The organism is Stenotrophomonas sp. PS02289, assembly GCF_029960115.1.
Lineage (GTDB): Bacteria > Pseudomonadota > Gammaproteobacteria > Xanthomonadales > Xanthomonadaceae > Stenotrophomonas.
This window is the reverse complement of record NZ_JASCOZ010000092.1, coordinates 1-16986: the sequence shown is the minus strand read 5'-3', so window position 1 is coordinate 16986 and position 16986 is coordinate 1. Positions and strand designations below refer to the sequence as shown.

The window sequence follows — 16986 nt, the reverse complement described above, 5'->3', positions numbered from 1 at the left end:
GGCGGGTCGGGGTGGGCTGGAGGGGGCGTGAGCCGCATGGATGCGGCGATCGAGCTTACATGGACGTACTTGCAGCGTCCCCCGGAACGCCCATCCCGACCCGCCAACCTAGACAATCACTGCGCACCGGCTGTTCGCCTAGATGCGTGAAGGGTGCCGGGCATTGCCCGGCACCCCGCAGATCAGGCCGCTCGGCCGGCGCTGAACTGCTCTTCTTCGGTGGAGCCGGTCAGGGCGGTGGTGGAGGACTGACCCTGCTGGATGGCCTGGGTGACGGCGTCGAAGTAGCCGGTGCCGACCTCGCGCTGGTGCTTCACGGCGGTGAAGCCTCGGTCGGCGGCGGCGAACTCGGCTTCCTGCAGTTCCACGAAGGCGCTCATCTGGCGGCGGGCGTAGCCATGCGCCAGGTTGAACATCGAGTAGTTCAGGGCGTGGAAGCCGGCCAGGGTGATGAACTGGAACTTGTAGCCGTAGCTGGCGATTTCCTTCTGGAACTTCGCAATCGTGGCGTCGTCCAGGTTCTTCTTCCAGTTGAAGCTCGGCGAGCAGTTGTAGGCCAGCAGCTTGCCCGGGAACTTGGCGTGGATCGCCTCGGCGAACTTACGCGCGAACTCCAGGTCCGGCTTGCCGGTTTCACACCAGATCAGGTCGGCGTACGGGGCGTATGCCAGACCGCGGCTGATCGCCTGGTCCAGGCCGTTGCGGGTCCGGTAGAAGCCTTCCGGGGTGCGCTCACCGGTGGCGAACGGCTGGTCGTTGGCGTCGATGTCGCTGGTCAGCAGGTCCGCCGCTTCGGCATCGGTACGGGCCACCAGCAGGGTCGGCACGCCCAGCACGTCGGCCGCCAGCCGCGCGGCGTTCAACTTCTCGATGGCCTCGCGGGTCGGCACCAGCACCTTGCCGCCCATGTGGCCGCACTTCTTCACCGAGGCCAGCTGGTCCTCGAAGTGCACGCCGGCTGCGCCCGCTTCAATCATCGCCTTCATCAGCTCGAACGCATTGAGCACGCCGCCGAAACCCGCCTCGGCATCGGCCACGATCGGCTGCAGGAAGTCGATCTCGTCCTTGCCTTCCGCGTGATGGAGCTGGTCGGCGCGCAGCAGCGTATTGTTGATCCGCTTGACCACTGCCGGCACCGAATCGGCCGGGTACAGCGACTGGTCCGGGTACATCTGGCCGGCCAGATTGGCATCGGCCGCCACCTGCCAGCCCGACAGGTAGATCGCGTTGAGACCCGCCTTCACCTGCTGCATCGCCTGGTTGCCGGTCAGCGCGCCCAGCGCGTTGACGAAGTCCTTTTCATGCAGGTACGTCCACAGCTTCTCCGCGCCCAGACGGGCCAGCGAGTGCTCCACGTGCACCGTGCCGCGCAGGCGCACCACGTCGGCCGCGGTGTAGTTGCGGGTGATGCCGGCCCAGCGCGGGTCGGTGTTCCATTCGTGCTGGATCTGTTCGGCGGTCGGCAGCTTGCTCATGTCGGTTCTCCAGGAAAACGTATGGGGATGGGGGTAACGGTTCAATCCAGCCGGTCGTACGCCGGCAAGGTCAGGAAATAGGTCAACTGATCACGGCGGCTCAGTTCGCCCAGCAGCGCGATCGCCTCATCGATGCGGGCCCCACCCGGCAGCGCGCTGCGGTCACCCAGGCGCGCAGGCAAACCCGCCAAGGTCGAGTCCAGCAGGGCCAGATCAATCGCGGTGCCGTCGTCCAGGTGCTGGCCCGGCACGTGCAACCACTGCCACAGCTGGCTGCGGCTGATCTCGGCGGTGGCCGCGTCTTCCATCAGGTGATGGATCGGCACGCAGCCGTTGCCGTCCAGCCACGCGGCCAGATAGCGCACGCAGACTTCCACGTTGCCCTCGAAACCGGCGCGGGTGATCGTGCCTGCCGGCGTGGCGATCAAGGCGTCGCGGTCGACCTTCACGTCCCGGCGCAGCACGCCGTGCTGGTTCGGGCCGGGCATGTGTTCGTCGAAGATCGCCTGCGCCACCGGAATCAGCGCCGGATGCGCGACCCAGGTACCGTCATGGCCGGCGGTCACTTCACGCAGCTTGTCCGCACGCACCCGCGCCATCGCCTGTTCGTTGGCGGCCGCGTCGTGGTTGATCGGAATCTGCGCGGCCATGCCGCCCATCGCATGCGCGCCACGGCGATGGCAGGTCTGGATCAGCAGTTCCGAATAGGCCTTCAGGAACGGCTGGGTCATGGTCACCTGGCCACGCTCGGGCAGCACCTTGTCCGGGTGGGCGCGGAAGGTCTTGATGTACGAAAAGATGTAATCCCAGCGCCCGCAGTTCAGGCCCACGATGCGGTCACGCAGCGCGTGCAGGATCTCGTCCATCTCGAACACCGCGGGCAGCGTTTCGATCAGCACGGTGACCTTGATCTGACCGTGCGGCAAACCCAGCATGCCCTCGATGTGCGACAGCGCGGTCTCCCACAGCGCGGCCTCCTCCATCGACTGCAGCTTGGGCAGGTAGAAATACGGCCCACGCTGGCGGCACATCAGGGTGCGCGCGTTGTGGAAGGCGAACACCGCCGCGTCGAACAGGCCGCCGGCAAGCGGCTGACCATCGATGCGCACGTGCTTCTCGTCCAGGTGCCAGCCACGCGGACGCACGATCAGCACCGCCTGCTCCTGCAGCGGGCGCAGCGCGTAGTGCTTGCCCGGCTTGCCGTCCACCGACGGACCGGTAAAGGTCAGGTCGCCGCGCACCGCGCCGATCAGCGCCTGCTGGCCGGCCAGCAGGTTGCGCCAGGCCGGGGCGGTGGAGTCCTCGAAGTCGGCCATGAACACCTTGGCCCCTGAGTTCAGCGCGTTGATCACCATCTTCGGGTCGGTCGGCCCGGTGATCTCCACGCGACGGTCCTGCAGCGCGTCCGGAATCGCGGCCACGCGCCAGTCCTCGGCACGGATGGCCGCGGTGTCGGCCCGGAAGTCCGGCAGCTCGCCGGCGTCGAAACGGGCCTGGCGCTCGCGGCGGGCCTGCAGGCGGCGCTGGCGTTCCGGCTCCACCGCGCGGTGCAGCGACACCAGCAGCGCCAGTACCCCGGCCGGCAGCAGGGCGGACTGACCGGCCAGCTGGGTGGTCAGGGCGATGCCCGGGGTGGCCGGTGCATCGGCCGGAATGGGCTGGGGCGTGGCGAAAGCGGCGACGGCGGACATGTCCAACTCCTGCGATGCGGGTGGACTCCACCGTGCGCCGGAGTGTGGTATTTGACAAAACAGTTATTGCAATGCGTTGGATAAGTTCAACTTATAGTCGTGACGCCATGCCCACATCGCGCTCTGCAAGTCCCCGTTTTTCCTACAAATCCGACCGACTGAAACCGCTGCGGGCGTTCTGCCAGGTGGTGCGGCTGGGCTCAGTCTCACGGGCGGCTGAGGCGCTGTTCGTCAGCCAGCCGGCGGTGAGCCAGCAGTTGCAGGCGCTGGAACGCGAGCTGGGGGTGGTGCTGTTCGAGCGCAGCGGCCGCCGCCTGGTGCCCAGTCGCGAGGGCCAGCTGCTGTTCGAAATGGCCCAGCCGCTGGTGGAGAGCCTGGACGGCCTGGAAGCCAGCTTCCGCGACAAGGTGAAGGGGCTGGACGCCGGCGAGCTCAACATCGCCGCCAACAGCTCGACCATCCTGTACCTGCTGCCGCGCATCGTGGAGCGCTTCCGCCAGCGCCACCCGGACGTGCGCCTGACCCTGCACAACGCGATCAGCGCCGACGGTACCGACCTGCTGCGCAGCGACGCCGCCGACCTGGCGGTGGGTTCGATGACCGAAGTACCGGCCGATCTCACCTACGCCCCGGCCTACCGCTTCGAGCAGGTATTGATCGCCCCGCCCGACCACCCGCTGGCCCAGCTGCCCGAGCTGACCCTGGAGGCGATCTCGGCCTACCCGCTGGTGCTGCCGCCCAAGCGCCAGATCACCTACCGGCTGGTCGACCAGGTCTTCCAGCGTCAGCGCATGCCCTACACGGTGGCGCTGGAAGTCGGGGGCTGGGAGGTGATCAAGCAGTACGTGGCGATGGGCATGGGGATTTCGATCGTGCCGGCGCTGTGTTTGAACGAAGCCGACCGCGACCGCCTGGTGACGCGCTCGATGAGCGCCTGGTTCCCCGAGCGCAGCTACGGGGTGATCGTGCGCCGCGGCCGCTTCCTGTCACCGCAGGCGCGTGCCTTCATCGAGCTGATCCAGCCGGACCTGTTCAGTCCGCGCAGCTATGATGAAAGCGGTCACTCCGAACGCTGAAGGCGCTCATGTCGATTGAACTGCGCCACCTGCGCTACTTCCTGGCCGTGGCCGACACCCTGCACTTCGGCCGCGCTGCCGAACGGCTGGGCATGTCCCAGCCGCCGTTGAGCCAGCAGATCCGCCAGCTGGAAACGCTGCTGGGCGCGCGCCTGTTCGTACGCAGCAACCGCCGGGTGGAACTCACCGAAGCCGGGCGCGTGCTGCAGGCGCAAGCCACCGAAGCGCTGGCGCGGGTCGACCAGGCGATCGAGCTGACCCAGCGTGCGCAGCGCGGCGAAACCGGCGAGCTGCGTATCGGCCTGACCCGTGCCACCCCGCTGTCCACACAGATTCCGCGTGCGATCTTTGCCTATCGCCAGCAGTTTCCGCAGGTGCTGTTGAAGCTGCGCGAGATGAACACCCTGCAGCAGATTGATGCGCTGGTTGCCAACGAGCTGGACGTGGGGCTGATCCGTAAACGCGCCCTGCCGACCACGCTGATGTCGCGCAAGCTGTTCAGTGATCCGCTGGCGCTGGTGGTCAACGACCAGCATCCGCTGCTGCGTGGGGTGCCGGAAGGAACGCCGCTTGCCCTGCGTCAGTTCGCGCATGAGCCGTTCGTGGGTTTCCTGCGCGAAGTGGGTGCGGGCATCCACGATCATTTCATCGCGCTGTGCCGCAGCGCCGGCTTCACCCCGCGCATCATCCAGGAGGCCGGCGAGGCGTCCACGCTGATCAGCCTAGCGGCGTCGGGCCTGGGTGTGACGGTGCTGCCGGCCTCGTGCAGCCATATCCATGTGGAAGGCGCGCGCTTCGTGCCGCTCAGCGATCGTGCCGCCAGTTCGGAAGTGCATGTGGCCTGCCGACGCGGCAGCCCCTCGCCGTTGATCACCCACTTCACCCGCCTGCTGCAGGTGGGCATCAACGGCTGAGCGCGAGCTCCGGCTGCGGACGCGTGCGCCGACGCAGCTGCCACGCGATGCTGGCACCGCTCAAGGTGAGGACGGCGGTGAAGGCGCACACGCCCCACCAGTCCCAGTGCGTATAGAACACGCCGCCGAGCGCGCCGGCCACGCTGGAACCCAGGTAGTAGGCAAACAGATAGAGCGCCGACGCTTCCGCACGCAGGATGCCGGCGCGGCTGCCGACCCAACTGCTGGCCACCGAGTGCCCGCCGAAGAAGCCGAACGTGACCAGTGCGATGCCGGCGGCCATGCAGCCCAGCCACGGCAGCGCCAGCAGCACGATGCCGCTGGCGATCAGCGCGTAGCAGATCGCCAGCACCTTGCCGCGACCATGCTTGGTGGCCTGCTGACCCATCCAGGCCGAACTGAAGGTGCCGACCAGGTAGACGCTGAAGATCAGGCCGACCACGGTCTGGCTCAGCTGGTATGGCGGAGCCAGCAGGTGGTAGCCGAGGTAGTTGTAGAGGGTGACGAACACGCCCATCAGCAGGAACGCGGTGGCGAACAGCCACGGCAGGCCCGGGTCCGCGAACAAGGTGCGCCAGCGTGCGGGGAGTTCACGCAGGCCGCTGCGGCGGCTCTGGAAATGCTTCGAGGGCGGCAGCTGCATCCACAGCAGCGCGGTGCTGGCCACCGCGATGATCGAGACCACGCCGATGCCCCAGCGCCAGCCCCAGTGGTCGGCGATCACGCCGGCGATCAGGCGCCCGCTCATGCCGCCGACCGCATTGCCACCGATGTACAGGCCCATCGCCAGGCCGAGGGCGCGGCTGTCCATTTCCTCCACCAGATAGGTCATCGCCACCGCCGGCACGCCGCTGAGGGCGATGCCGAGCAACGCGCGCAGCACCAGCATCGTGGTCCAGTCGTGCACCAGTGCGCTGGCGGCGGAGAGCACGGTGGAGGCCAGCAACGCCGTGATCATCACGTTGCGGCGGCCGACCCGGTCAGAGATCAGGCCGGCGATCAGCATCGACACCGCCAGCAGGCCGGTGCTCAGCGACAGCGCCAGGGCGCTGTTGGCCGCGGAGACGCCGAAGTGGCGGGTGAACTCGGGCAGCAGCGGCTGCACGGTGTAGAGCAGGCCGAAGGTGGAGAAGCCGGCCAGGAACAGCGCTACGGCGGTGCGGCGGAAGGCGGGGGTGCCCTGCTCGATGTGGTCGCGCTTGGGCGCAGGGGAAGCAGCAGGGGCACTGCGGTTGGGCAGCGCGGCGGTGTCACCGTTCATGGCGTCGAGGCCCGTGGGGGTGGGCCGGTACGTGGGGTCAGCGCTCAGGATAGGCCTGGGCTATGGGTCGATCCATAACCTCATTGGTCTTGGTTGAGACGTTTGGTGTATGGATATGGATCGATGTGAGCCGTGCGTGGGCCGGCCAACGGCCGGCGCTACCGGGGCTCACCCTGCGGCCAACCGGTCCGTGCCCCGTTCAACCGTGCTGACGCGCGGGATCCCGTAGAGCCGGGCTTGCCCGGCTGCCGTTCGCGTTACAACGACTTCCAGGTAAACCCATCACCGCGCCGGTAATACACCCACGCGCCCTTCCCATACACCTCACTGGCATTCACCAAGCCGAAATAACGCCCATCGGCGCTGTTGCCGCGGTGGTCCCCCAGCATCAACACCTTGCCCGCCGGAATGGTGATGCCGTCGATATCCGGGCCACCACCTTGATCCAGGTTCAGGCTGACCTCGCGGCTGCCGAAGTCTTCCAACGCCCCATTGTCCTCACGCCGCAGCGGCTGCCCATTGATGCTCAGATGCCCGTCACGCAGCGTCACACGGTCACCGCCCACGGCGGCCACGCGCTTGATCAACCGGGTGCCGTCCAGCGGCGAATTGAACACCGCCACATCGCCTCGCTGTGGCTCACCGGTGTGCAGCAGTTCCTTGTTGGTGAACGGCAGGCGCACGCCATACGCGCGCATGTCCACCACCACGCGGTCGCCCGGCATCAGCGTGGGCTCCATCGACCCGCTGGGTACCTGGTAATGGTTGGCGAGGGTGTCCCGGGCTGCCAGCAGCAGGCCGAGCATCACCGCCATGGGCATGGCTTCCTTCTTCAGCCAGTGGACCAGGCCTTTGGATTCGGTGTTGGCGGTTGAAGTCGTCATGCGGGTGCTCCTTGCAGGTAGGTGAGGGTCTGACCCGGCGTGCGCAGCACAAGTTCCGCAACACCGATGCTGAAGCCACAGTGGCTCTGGTACCGAATCTACGCGTTGTTTACGCCCCATGCCACGTCCGGGCATGGCAGCTTTATGCGGCCGGCGCGCATCGTGGCGACACCGCGCCCACGGGCGCTTTGTCGAGGTGTTCCATGACCATCCTGTTGATCCGGCAGGCATCGCCGCAGGGCGTGCCGGACCTGGTCCCGGCCCAGCTGGCCGGGCACGCGGTCGTCTCCCAGGACTGCGCCACGCTCCCGGCGCTGCTGGCCTGCCTGGACCAGGCAAGGGAAAGCCGCCCGGACTGCGTGCTGATCGAGGCGGCGCACGTCGAGCCGGCGCAATGGGCGGTGCACGGTCGGGCGCTGTGTGCGGCGCTGGAGGCATTGCCGGTGCCGTACATCGAGATGGCGGCCAATGACGACGACGGGCTGGATGCCCACCTTCATCCCCAGCACGCCCCAGTGGCCTGCGTGGTCTGCAGCAGCGGGCGCGATGACGCCTGGCGGTTGTCGCTGGCGATTGCCGAGCGTCGCCTGCTCTCTGCTGCTGCGGGAGTTTGAATCATGTCCATTTTCATCATTCGTGGTCCAGAGGCGGCTGGTCAGTTGATTCGTACCGCGCAGCCGTTGCCGGGGCCGTTATTGAAGGCGCTGGTGCATCGGGCGATTGATGCCGGCACCACGGTGGCGATTCGTGCGTGTGGTTCGGAGCAGGAATTGCTGGATGCGTTGCGGGTGGCGGATCACAGTCGCGGTGAGGTGACCTTGCTGGATCCGGGTGCCTGCGTGAACAGTGTGCGCCTGCAGCGACTGCTGCCGCATCTACACAACGCCTATGTGGAAGTGCATGACGATGATTGTCGTGCGCCGGAGGATTGCCTGCCGGCGGGCGTGGGTGAGCGCATTGGTGTGGCGCACGGGTACTGCGCGCAGAGTTACATGCATGCGCTGGAGATCGCGCTGGATCACCTGGGATGTAGTGAGGTCGGGTATCGGGTGGGGACGTAATGGTGGTTGGCACGCCGTCCTGTTTTGCGCAATTTGACGCACATGACACCTGCACCCTCGCGAATGGCGCATCACGTTAGAAGAATGCGGGTGCCAGATCGCTCCTGATTTCGACGGATGTGTCCGATTCTGGGACGCAGTTCTCATCAAATCATGGCGATTGCGTCATCGAGTTGCATTGACTCCTACATTTGTCGAAAGAAGTCGTTTTTGCCTATTTCAATGCGATTTCCAGATCGGCATGGTGCGCGGACGGAGAACAAAAGCTCCAACACAGAGATACAGTTCGTTTGCCCATGGTCGGGAGGGTGGCTAATACAACACCCTCCTATGGGGAATACGCCCTCCGCCTCTCTGTGTGCGGCTTTTGACCTCCCGACCGCTTCCTCGCCACCCCGGCGAGGAACACACCTAGTTGAGGGCATCCGATGCATAAGCGAAGGGTTATCACCCCGGCAGTTGATTCATCCGTACAACCCGAAGACCAGAACGAAAACGGCGCACCCAGCGCCGGCCACGGCATTCCATGGGACATCTACGACGATCCCACCACACCCTTCCTGATGTCCCGCGGCCACTGGCTACGCGAAGTCGGCATGGGTTCCGGCACCCGTATCCGCACCGAATACGGCGAAGGCTTCCTGCTCTACCGCGTGATCGGCCCCCATGGCCCGGTCGCCCTGCACGTTCCGAAGGTGCTGGACCGCACTGTGCGCTACACCGAAGTGCTGCCGTACAGCCACATCCCGCCTCGCTTGCGGAGGCGCTGATGAAGAACCCAAAGTGGTTCAAGTTCAAGATGGAAGACGAGATGCGTTGCCGGCTGAAAGGCATCGCCAAGCGTCGGAAGTGTCACTCACCAGATCTGGTGCGGATGCTGGTGGACCGGCTGATTGCCTACGAGAACGACCCGCATGTGGTGGATTTGACCGTGTGGAGCAACACGGTCAACAAGGCAGCCATTGCGACCAACAAGGCGATCAAGCCTTCGACCGGACCGGCGGCGTACGGCGAAGAGGATGAAGTGGATCGGGCGCAGCGCGAGAAGTGGGCGAGCCCGAAGTTTGGTCGGCGCTAGCCCCAGGCTGTTATTTAGCCTGCCAACCTGCGTAGAGACGGGCCATGCCCGTCTCAATCCGATGAGGGGTTATGTCGCTTCGATTCGGGTCATGCGTTACCGGGTGTTGGGAGTTTCACGGCCGTCGTCTGTCGACCGACGCTACCAATGCAAGAGCAAGAGCAAGAGCAACAACAGCCACAGCAAGAGCAAGAGCAAGAGCAAGAGCAAGAACAACAGCAGAAAGCAGTAGCAAAAGCCAAAGCCATATCGAACGAGGCACATACGCGAACGGCGGGGTTTCCCCCGCCGTTCGTGTGTCAAACCATCACGCGATTATTTCAAACCGCGATTCACCAGCAGCGGCTCCACCGACGGGTCCTTGCCGCGGAATTCGCGGTACAGGTCGGCCAGCTCTACGCTGTTGCCGCGCGAGAGGATCTTGTCGCGGAAGATCTGCCCGTTTTCAGCGGTCAGGCCACCGTGTTCCTTGAACCACTCGAACGAATCGTGGTCCAGCACCTCAGCCCAGAAATAGGCGTAATAGCCGGCCGAATAGCCGCCGCCCCAGATGTGGTCGAAGTAGGTGGTGCGGTAACGCGGCGGCACCTGCGGCAGGTCGACCTTGAACTTCTTGAGTGCGGCCGCCTCAAACGGACCCACGTCCTGCAGCTTGGCGTCGGCGGGCTGGGTGTGCCAGGCCAGGTCGAGCAGCGCGGCCGACAGGTATTCGGTGGTGGCGTAGCCCTGGTTGAAGGTGCGGGCCTTCATGATCTTGTCCACCAGCGTCTGCGGCATCGGTTCGCCGGTCTTGTAGTTCTTGGCGTAGTTGGCGAACACCTTCGGGTCCAGCGCCCAGTGCTCGTTGAACTGCGACGGGAACTCGACGAAGTCGCGTGAGGTGCTGGTGCCGGCGATGGACGGATACTTCACGTTCGAGAACATGCCGTGCAGCGCATGGCCGAACTCGTGGAACATCGTGGTCACGTCATCGAAGCTGAGCAGCGCGGGCTGGCCGGCGGCGGGCTTGGTGAAGTTGCACACGTTGTACACCACCGGCTTGTCGCCGGTCAGGCCGTTCTGCTCGACGAACACGTCCATCCACGCGCCACCGGACTTGCTGTCGCGCTTGAAGTAGTCGGTGTAGAACAGCGCCAGCGAGGTGCCGTCCTTGTCGAACACTTCATACACCTTCATGTCCGGGTGATAGGTCGGAATGTCGGTGCGCGGCTTGAAGGTGATGCCGTACAGCTGGGTGGCGGCATAGAAGACGCCGTTCTGCAGCACGTTGTCGAGCTCGAAGTACGGCTTGATCTGCGACTCGTCGAGGTCGTACTGAGCCTTGCGCACCTGCTCGGCGTAGAAGTCCCAGTCCGAGGCAGCCAGCTTGAAGCCGCCGTTCTGGGCGTCGATCACCTTCTGCATTTCGGCGATCTCACCGCGAGCCTTGGCGGTGGCGGCCGGCACGGTGTCGGTCAGCAGCTTGGTCGCGGCGGCCGGGGTCTTGGCCATCTGGTCGGCCAGGCTGTAGGCGGCGTAGTTGTCAAAGCCGAGCAGCTTGGCCTTCTGCGCACGCAGCTGAGCCAGGCGCTGCACGGTTTCGCGGGTGTCGTTGGCGTCACCGCGCTCGGCGCGGGTTTCCGAGGCCTTCAGCACGGCGGCGCGCTGGTCGCGGTCGCTCAGCGAGGCGAGCACCGGCTGCTGGGTGGTGTTCTGCAGCGGCAGCAGGAACTTGCCTTCCAGGTTGCGGGCCTTGGCGTCAGCGGCGGCGGTGTTGATCTCCTCCTCGCTCAGACCGGCCAGCTTGGCCTTGTCGTCCACCACCACGGCGGCAGCGGCGGTCGCCGCGACCAGGCGGGTGTGGAACTTGGTCGCCAGCGTGGTTTCTTCCACGTTGAGCTTGCGCAGCGTGGCCTTGTCGGCGTCGTTCAACTGCGCGCCGGCGCGCACGAATTCCTGGTAGTCACGCTCGACCAGGCGCTTCTGCACCGGGTCCAGGCCCAGCGACTCGCGCTGGTCGTAAATGGTCTTGATGCGGGCGAACAGCTTCGGGTCGAGGTTGATCTCGTCCTGGTGCTCGGCCAGCTTCGGCGCGACTTCTTCCTGGATCTTCTGGCGGGCGTCGTTGGTGTCGGCCTGGACGATGCCGAAGAACACGCGCGAGACGCGGTTCAGCGTTTCGCCGCTGCGCTCCAGCGCTTCGATGGTGTTGTCGAAGGTGGCCGGCTCGGCGTTGTCGGCGATCTTGCGCACTTCGGCCAGGTGCTGCTTCATGCCTTCGTTGAAGGCCGGCAGGTAGTCACTGTCCTTGATGCGGTCGAACGGCGGGGCCTGGAACGGCAGCGTGCTGGCGCTCAACAGGGGGTTGGTGGACGCATCGGCCGGCTGCTGGGCAGCGGGGGTCTGGGCATCGGTCACGGGGGTGGACTCCTTGCCGGAACAAGCGGCCAGCGCCAGGCTGATGGCGGCGGCCAGAATGACGGTACGCGACATGAAACGGGCTCCTGGGAAGAGGTGCGGCTGCAGAAAGTTGCAGCCGATCACCCTACTCCCATTGGCCGTTGCCGGCATGTGCCGGTCGTGGCATCTGGCTGTGCCGGCCCCGGGAGCCGGCGTGAAGACTCAGACGGTGCCGCGGTTCTTGCCCTGCCAGGGGCGGTACCACTCGCGGATCGTGGCCATGTCGGCCACGTCGTCGCCGGTGGAATGGAAGACCGGACCGAGGCCGATGATCTTTTCCGGGTAATGGAAGTACGCCGCCAGCACCGGCACGTCGGCCATGCGCGCGATCTTCAGGAAGCCGGCCTTCCAGTGTTCGACCGCCTTGCGGGTGCCTTCAGGGGTGATCACGTACCACATCTTGTCGGACTCACGGATCAGACGCACCGCCTGTTCCACGGTGCCCTGCGGTGAGCTGCGGTCCAGCGGAATCACGCCCAGCTTGCGCAGCAGCGGCCCTAACGGCCACCAGAACAGCGAGGCCTTGCCCAGCACGCGCACCTGCAGGCCCATGGCGATCTTGGCCGCCATGCCCCAGTAGCCGTCCCAGTTGGACGAGTGCGGGGCGACAATCATCACCAGCTTGGGCACGTCCGGCAGGGTGCCCTGGATCTTCCAGCCGCCCAGGCGCAGCGCGCAGCGCGCCGCCCAACGCCAGAAGCGGCTGGGTTTGACCTGCGGCATGTTCGGCGGAATCGCCGGAACCAGTGAATGTGGGTTGTTCAAGCAATCACTCCCAATTGCGTGTGGTGCGGCCGCGTTTGATCTGCGAGCGCTCTTTCTTGGCGTCCAGGCGACGCATTTTCGCCCCGAAGGAGGGCTTGGTCGCCACGCGTGCCTTGGGCACGCTGAGGCTGGCCTGGATGAAGGCGGCCAGGCGTTCGCGGGCGTCTTCGCGGTTGCGGTCCTGGGTACGGAAACGCTGCGCGTCGATCACCAGCACGCCCTCCCCGGTCATGCGGCGGTCGCGGCGCGCCAGCAGGCGCGTGCGCAGCGGTTCGGGCAGCGACGGCGAACCGGCCACGTCGAAACGCAGTTCCACGGCGGTGGAGACCTTGTTCACGTTCTGGCCGCCGGCCCCGCTCGCGCGCACGAAGCGTTCGACGAGTTCCGAATCCGGAATCGTCAGGTGCGCGTTGATGGTGACAGGCCCATTTCCCATGGGCGGCATTGTAAAGGCTGGATCGCCGCCTTTGGTGACCGGAACGTACGCCATTGGTATCGAATGGGTGGGTAACGGGTCCCATCCGGGTGACTATCGTCACGATCTGCGGCGCGCGCCACCACCGCGCCGCGCACGCCAGCCGGGTATGCTCGGGCTTTCCGTACTGCAGGACGCATCGAGATGAACCTGATCCGCCTTCCGGCCCGCCGTGGCCTGGTCCGCCTGGCCCTGACCCTGGCCCTGGGCATGGCCGCGATTGCGCCGGCCCTGGCCGCACCGCCGACCGACGCCGACATCAACCGCCTGCTGGCCGCTTCGCGCGCGCAGAGCATGCTCGACACCATGCTGCCGCAGATTGAAGCGATGCAGCGCCAGCAGTTCGAACAGGTGGCGCAGCAGCGTCAGCTGGATGAGGCCCAGCGCGCACAGTTGCAGCGCATCGAGCAGCGTACCAACCAGACCATCCGCCAGGCATTGTCGTGGCAGAAGCTGCGACCGATGTACGTGGACCTGTACAAGAAGACCTTCAGCAAGGAAGACGTGCTGGCGATGGCCGAGTTCTATGAGAGCTCGGCCGGCCAGAGCCTGCTCGACAAGACGCCGGCGCTGATGCAGAACGTGATGGTCGCCATCCAGGACACCATGCAGCCGCTGTTCGTGGATCTGCAGAAGGATCTGGAAGCCATCGTGAATGAAACGCCGGCACCGGAGGCGGCACCGGCGACCAAGTGACGACGCGCGGTCCTACCGCCAGCCGAACAGATCCATGGCCTTGCCGAATTCCCCATCCACCGGCGCGCTGACATCCATCAGCCCGCCGTCCGGATGCGGGAAACGCAGGCGTTCGGCGTGCAGCAGCATGCGGTGAATGCCCTGCATGCGGAAGCTGCGGTTGTGCCGGCCATCGCCATGGCTGGTGTCGCCGATCAGGTGATGTGACAGGTGCTTGAGATGCCGACGGATCTGGCGGAAGCGCCCGGTCTGCGGCTGGCAGCGCAGCAGCGCATAACGTGAGGTCGGAAACTCACCCACCGGCACCGCGATCTCGCCCACCGCCACGCGCTGGAAATGGGTGATGGCCTGCTTCTTCACCGGCTTGCCGGGGCCACCGTCCAGATCGTGGTCGACGGTGAAGGCTTCTTCCGCTGGCCAGCCACGGCAGATCGCCAGGTAGTCCTTGGTGACATCGCCGCCCATCAGCGCCTTGCCCAAGGTGCCGGCACTTTCACGATCAAACGCCAGCAGCAGGCAGCCACTGGTGGCGCGGTCGAGCCGGTGGACCAGGAAGATCGGCTTGCCGAGCTGCTCGCGCAGGCGGTCGGCGAGGAAATCGTCTTCGCCACGCGCCAGCTTGCTGTCGTGGACCATCAGCCCGGCCGGCTTGTTGACCACGGCCAAGCGTTCGTCCAGGTGCAGCAGCTGCAGCGGCGGCAGTGCCACCGGCGTTTCAACCGCAGGCGATGCGTCTTCGATGGCGATCACCGGCGCCACCACGCCGCACCGAGCGAGAACAGACCGGCGGCACCGCTGGCAATGCTCAGCAGTGGCGCATCACCGAAGTACCAGCCGCCCGGCTGCATGCCGTACAGCACGGCGGCCACGATCAGCAGGCCGACGCCGGCAATCGCGGCGACCGCGCGCTTCTGCAGCTTCTGCAGGTTGGTGTTCAACGCCACCAGGTCCACCGAACGCATCGACAGCTCGTGGCTGCCTTCGACCTGCTGTTTCAGCCAGGCGTGCACCAGACGCGGCATGTCCGGGGTGTGGGTCATGATTTCCGGCAGCCGCTTGCGCAGTTCCTTCAGCACGCGGCGCGGGCTGTAGCGCTCGCGCAGGATGCGCTCCAGCACCGGCCGGGCCACCGCCCAGATGTCCAGCTGCGGATCGAGCTGGCGGCCCACGCCTTCGATGTTGAGCAGCGTTTTCTGCAGCAGGATCAACTGCGGCTGCAGGGTGAGCTGGTAGCGCTGGGCCACGCGGAACAGCTTCATCAGCACTTCGGCCAGCGAAATCTGCGACAGCGGACGGGTGAAGTACGGCTCGCACACCGAGCGCGCGGCCGCTTCGAGTTCGTCGATGCGCACGTTGTTGGGCATCCAGCCGGCTTCGACGTGAAGCTCAGCCATGCGCCGGTAGTCCTTGTTGAAGATGGCCATGAAGTTTTCGGCCAGGTAGTACTGATCTTCCTCGGACAGCTGGCCCATGATGCCGAAGTCCAGCGCGATGAAACGCGGGTTGTCGCGGCGGGCGGGATCGGTGTCGACCCAGATGTTGCCGGCATGGGCGTCGGCGTGGAAGAAGTTGTCGCGGAACACCTGCGTGTAGAACACACGCACGCCCTTGGCCGCGAGCGCCTTGCGGTCGATGCCGGCCTTGTCCAGCGCGGCGATGTCATCGGACGGAATGCCCCACACGCGTTCCAGCGTGAGTGCGCGCTCGGCGGTGTGGCTCCAGATCACCTCGGGCACGTACAGGTCGTCCGAATCGAGCCAGAACCGGCGCAGAACGCTGGCGTTGGCCCCTTCGCGCTGCAGGTCCAGCTCGGCGGCCAGGGTGTTTTCCACCTCGGCCACGACTTCACGCGGACGGATCTTGTCGGCGCGCGGGTGGGTGCGCTCGACCAGCGCGGCAGCGGACTTGAGCAGGGCGATATCCGCGTCGATCTGCTTTTCGATATCCGGGCGCAGCACCTTGACCACCACCTGCCGGCCATCGGCCAGGGTGGCCGCGTGCACCTGCGCGATCGAGGCTGAGGCCAGCGACTGCAGGTCGAAGCTGGCAAACGCCTCGCTGACCGGGCGACCGAGCGCGGCTTCGACGATGCGCTGGGCGGTGTCGCCGTCGAACGGCTTGACCCGATCCTGCAGCAGGGTGAGCTCGTTGGCCACGTCGGCCGGAATCAGGTCACGGCGGGTGGACAGGATCTGCCCGAACTTGACGAAGATCGGCCCCAGGTCCTGCAGCGCCAACCGCAGGCGGGCACCGCGCGACTGCGCGGCGATGTCGGCCGACGCGCGCGGGACAAAGGGCTTGGCCAGGCGCAGCCAGCGCTCCATCGGCGTGCCCTGCAGCAGGTCGTCCAGGCGATATCGCAGGATCACGCGGCCAATGCGGCTGGCCCGGAACACCGCCTTCATGCGCGCACCTGATGCAGGCGCTGCACACGGGCGGCCAGGCGTTCGACGTCGTCACGCATCACATCCACATCGTCATGGAAGGCATCCAGTTCAGCTCGGGCAACCACGTCGCGCGACTCCTCGGTGACAAATTCAGCGGCGGTGTGCGCCAGGTCGGACGCGCCACGGCGCGCATGCTGCAGGGCCGAGCGCAGCGCGTTGGCCACCTGCACGCCCAGGATTTCGCCAAACACCCGCACGAACGGCAACTGCCAGTCCGGGTCGAAACGACTGGCCAGCTGCTGCAGGCGGCGCGCCAGTTCGGCATCGCCGGATACTTTGACCCGCCCGGCCGGCGCATCGCCACCGCGGCGGGCGTTGGCGATCAGCGGCAGCTGCGCCAGAACGCCGCCCAGCGTGCTGCGCACGGCCAGGTCCGGCTCCTGGCCGGGATCGACCGGACCGACCGTGAGCCGTTCGCCGTCCACGCCGATGCGCATGGCCAGCGACGGCGACTCCAGGGTCAGGGCGATATGGCGGCCATCCAGCGCGGCCAGCGCGCGGCGGGTGTCCGGGTCCAGCGCCAGGGTGCGGTTCAATGCCAGTTGCAGGGCATTACCGGCCAGCGGCTTGAGGGAGGAAAGCAGGGAGCGGGGCATGGGCCCATTCTACCTGCGGGCCTTGAATGGCGGGTGCCTGGCGATGGCGGCGCGGTCCTCGCGGTCGAAATGCCGTAGAGCCACGCCCTGCGTGGCTGCGCGCGGTGCCAGGTGGGTCGAAGCCACGC

17 protein-coding genes are annotated in these 16986 nt (G+C 66.2%); 7 read left to right on the top strand and 10 right to left on the bottom strand.

The window, feature by feature from the left end; translation table 11 throughout:
- Positions 1-182 precede the first annotated feature (182 nt).
- Both aceA and aceB read right to left on the bottom strand, forming a co-directional pair.
- Positions 183-1475 carry an isocitrate lyase gene (gene aceA, locus QMX83_RS13555; protein ID WP_282297165.1) on the bottom strand — a complete coding sequence of 431 codons (1293 nt, stop codon included), beginning with the start codon at positions 1473-1475 and terminating at the stop codon, positions 183-185.
- A 41-nt stretch (positions 1476-1516) separates the two neighbouring features.
- Entirely contained in the window at positions 1517-3166 is a 1650-nt protein-coding gene (gene aceB / locus QMX83_RS13550; protein WP_282297163.1) for a malate synthase A, read from the bottom strand.
- A 107-nt stretch (positions 3167-3273) separates the two neighbouring features.
- Here aceB and QMX83_RS13545 point away from each other — a divergent pair, with 107 nt between their 5' ends.
- On the top strand, positions 3274-4242 hold the full coding sequence (locus QMX83_RS13545; protein ID WP_282297162.1) for a LysR substrate-binding domain-containing protein: 969 nt from the start codon (positions 3274-3276) through the stop codon (positions 4240-4242).
- Between the two features lie 8 nt (positions 4243-4250).
- Positions 4251-5156, top strand: coding sequence for a LysR substrate-binding domain-containing protein (locus QMX83_RS13540; protein ID WP_282297161.1), 906 nt, complete (start codon positions 4251-4253; stop codon positions 5154-5156).
- Here QMX83_RS13540 and QMX83_RS13535 read toward each other — a convergent pair.
- Positions 5146-6417, bottom strand: a complete 1272-nt coding sequence (locus tag QMX83_RS13535; protein ID WP_282297160.1) for an MFS transporter — start codon at positions 6415-6417, stop codon at positions 5146-5148. The genes QMX83_RS13540 and QMX83_RS13535 overlap by 11 nt on opposite strands.
- Positions 6418-6674: 257 nt before the next feature.
- Positions 6675-7301, bottom strand: coding sequence for a signal peptidase I (gene lepB / locus QMX83_RS13530; RefSeq protein ID WP_282297159.1), 627 nt, complete (start codon positions 7299-7301; stop codon positions 6675-6677).
- Between the two features lie 203 nt (positions 7302-7504).
- Here lepB and QMX83_RS13525 point away from each other — a divergent pair, with 203 nt between their 5' ends.
- The 4 genes from QMX83_RS13525 (at position 7505) to QMX83_RS13510 (ending at position 9440) form a co-directional block, all read left to right on the top strand.
- Entirely contained in the window at positions 7505-7915 is a 411-nt protein-coding gene (locus tag QMX83_RS13525) for a hypothetical protein (RefSeq protein ID WP_282297158.1), read from the top strand.
- Positions 7916-7918: 3 nt separating this feature from the next.
- On the top strand, positions 7919-8362 hold the full coding sequence (locus QMX83_RS13520; RefSeq protein WP_282297157.1) for a 3-dehydroquinate dehydratase: 444 nt from the start codon (positions 7919-7921) through the stop codon (positions 8360-8362).
- 428 nt (positions 8363-8790) lie between these two features.
- Positions 8791-9132 (top strand): hypothetical protein, encoded by a 342-nt coding sequence (locus tag QMX83_RS13515; protein WP_282297156.1) that lies wholly within the window; start codon positions 8791-8793, stop codon positions 9130-9132.
- Complete coding sequence (locus QMX83_RS13510) at positions 9132-9440, top strand: hypothetical protein (protein ID WP_282297155.1); 309 nt, start codon at positions 9132-9134, stop codon at positions 9438-9440. The genes QMX83_RS13515 and QMX83_RS13510 overlap by 1 nt, the downstream gene beginning before the upstream one ends.
- A gap of 315 nt (positions 9441-9755) precedes the next feature.
- Here QMX83_RS13510 and dcp read toward each other — a convergent pair whose 3' ends face one another.
- The 3 genes from dcp to arfB all read right to left on the bottom strand — a co-directional run bounded on the left by dcp (position 9756) and on the right by arfB (position 13080).
- Entirely contained in the window at positions 9756-11912 is a 2157-nt protein-coding gene (gene dcp, locus QMX83_RS13505; protein WP_282297154.1) for a peptidyl-dipeptidase Dcp, read from the bottom strand.
- A gap of 129 nt (positions 11913-12041) precedes the next feature.
- A complete protein-coding gene (locus QMX83_RS13500; RefSeq protein WP_185750164.1) occupies positions 12042-12602 on the bottom strand; it encodes a lysophospholipid acyltransferase family protein in 561 nt (186 codons plus the stop codon).
- Positions 12603-12648: 46 nt separating this feature from the next.
- Entirely contained in the window at positions 12649-13080 is a 432-nt protein-coding gene (gene arfB / locus QMX83_RS13495) for an alternative ribosome rescue aminoacyl-tRNA hydrolase ArfB (RefSeq protein ID WP_282297153.1), read from the bottom strand.
- Positions 13081-13263: 183 nt separating this feature from the next.
- On the opposite strand from arfB, the gene QMX83_RS13490 reads away from it, so the two are divergent.
- Complete coding sequence (locus QMX83_RS13490) at positions 13264-13815, top strand: DUF2059 domain-containing protein (protein WP_282297151.1); 552 nt, start codon at positions 13264-13266, stop codon at positions 13813-13815.
- Positions 13816-13827: 12 nt separating this feature from the next.
- Here the strand turns inward: QMX83_RS13490 and QMX83_RS13485 are convergent, their stop codons facing one another.
- Genes QMX83_RS13485 through QMX83_RS13475 form a run of 3 tightly spaced genes read right to left on the bottom strand, consistent with a single transcriptional unit; the run spans position 13828 to position 16858 of the window.
- Entirely contained in the window at positions 13828-14565 is a 738-nt protein-coding gene (locus QMX83_RS13485; RefSeq protein WP_282297149.1) for a pseudouridine synthase, read from the bottom strand.
- A complete protein-coding gene (gene ubiB, locus QMX83_RS13480; protein ID WP_282297148.1) occupies positions 14562-16220 on the bottom strand; it encodes a ubiquinone biosynthesis regulatory protein kinase UbiB in 1659 nt (552 codons plus the stop codon). The genes QMX83_RS13485 and ubiB overlap by 4 nt, the downstream gene beginning before the upstream one ends.
- Entirely contained in the window at positions 16217-16858 is a 642-nt protein-coding gene (locus QMX83_RS13475) for an SCP2 sterol-binding domain-containing protein (protein ID WP_282297147.1), read from the bottom strand. Before QMX83_RS13475 ends, ubiB begins: the two co-directional genes overlap by 4 nt.
- Between the last annotated feature and the right edge of the window lie 128 nt (positions 16859-16986).

What these genes read in the sequence shown, in the direction of transcription:
- ubiB (WP_282297148.1), bottom strand. Translation starts at nt 16,220, where the DNA reads ATGAAGGCGGTGTTCCGGGCCAGCCGCATTGGCCGCGTGATCCTGCGA.
- aceA (WP_282297165.1), bottom strand. Translation starts at nt 1,475, where the DNA reads ATGAGCAAGCTGCCGACCGCCGAACAGATCCAGCACGAATGGAACACC.
- QMX83_RS13500 (WP_185750164.1), bottom strand. Translation starts at nt 12,602, where the DNA reads ATGCCGCAGGTCAAACCCAGCCGCTTCTGGCGTTGGGCGGCGCGCTGC.
- QMX83_RS13525 (WP_282297158.1), top strand. Translation starts at nt 7,505, where the DNA reads ATGACCATCCTGTTGATCCGGCAGGCATCGCCGCAGGGCGTGCCGGAC.
- QMX83_RS13535 (WP_282297160.1), bottom strand. Translation starts at nt 6,417, where the DNA reads ATGAACGGTGACACCGCCGCGCTGCCCAACCGCAGTGCCCCTGCTGCT.
- QMX83_RS13520 (WP_282297157.1), top strand. Translation starts at nt 7,919, where the DNA reads ATGTCCATTTTCATCATTCGTGGTCCAGAGGCGGCTGGTCAGTTGATT.
- QMX83_RS13515 (WP_282297156.1), top strand. Translation starts at nt 8,791, where the DNA reads ATGCATAAGCGAAGGGTTATCACCCCGGCAGTTGATTCATCCGTACAA.
- QMX83_RS13490 (WP_282297151.1), top strand. Translation starts at nt 13,264, where the DNA reads ATGAACCTGATCCGCCTTCCGGCCCGCCGTGGCCTGGTCCGCCTGGCC.
- aceB (WP_282297163.1), bottom strand. Translation starts at nt 3,166, where the DNA reads ATGTCCGCCGTCGCCGCTTTCGCCACGCCCCAGCCCATTCCGGCCGAT.
- QMX83_RS13540 (WP_282297161.1), top strand. Translation starts at nt 4,251, where the DNA reads ATGTCGATTGAACTGCGCCACCTGCGCTACTTCCTGGCCGTGGCCGAC.
- QMX83_RS13510 (WP_282297155.1), top strand. Translation starts at nt 9,132, where the DNA reads ATGAAGAACCCAAAGTGGTTCAAGTTCAAGATGGAAGACGAGATGCGT.
- arfB (WP_282297153.1), bottom strand. Translation starts at nt 13,080, where the DNA reads ATGGGAAATGGGCCTGTCACCATCAACGCGCACCTGACGATTCCGGAT.
- QMX83_RS13545 (WP_282297162.1), top strand. Translation starts at nt 3,274, where the DNA reads ATGCCCACATCGCGCTCTGCAAGTCCCCGTTTTTCCTACAAATCCGAC.
- dcp (WP_282297154.1), bottom strand. Translation starts at nt 11,912, where the DNA reads ATGTCGCGTACCGTCATTCTGGCCGCCGCCATCAGCCTGGCGCTGGCC.
- QMX83_RS13475 (WP_282297147.1), bottom strand. Translation starts at nt 16,858, where the DNA reads ATGCCCCGCTCCCTGCTTTCCTCCCTCAAGCCGCTGGCCGGTAATGCC.
- lepB (WP_282297159.1), bottom strand. Translation starts at nt 7,301, where the DNA reads ATGACGACTTCAACCGCCAACACCGAATCCAAAGGCCTGGTCCACTGG.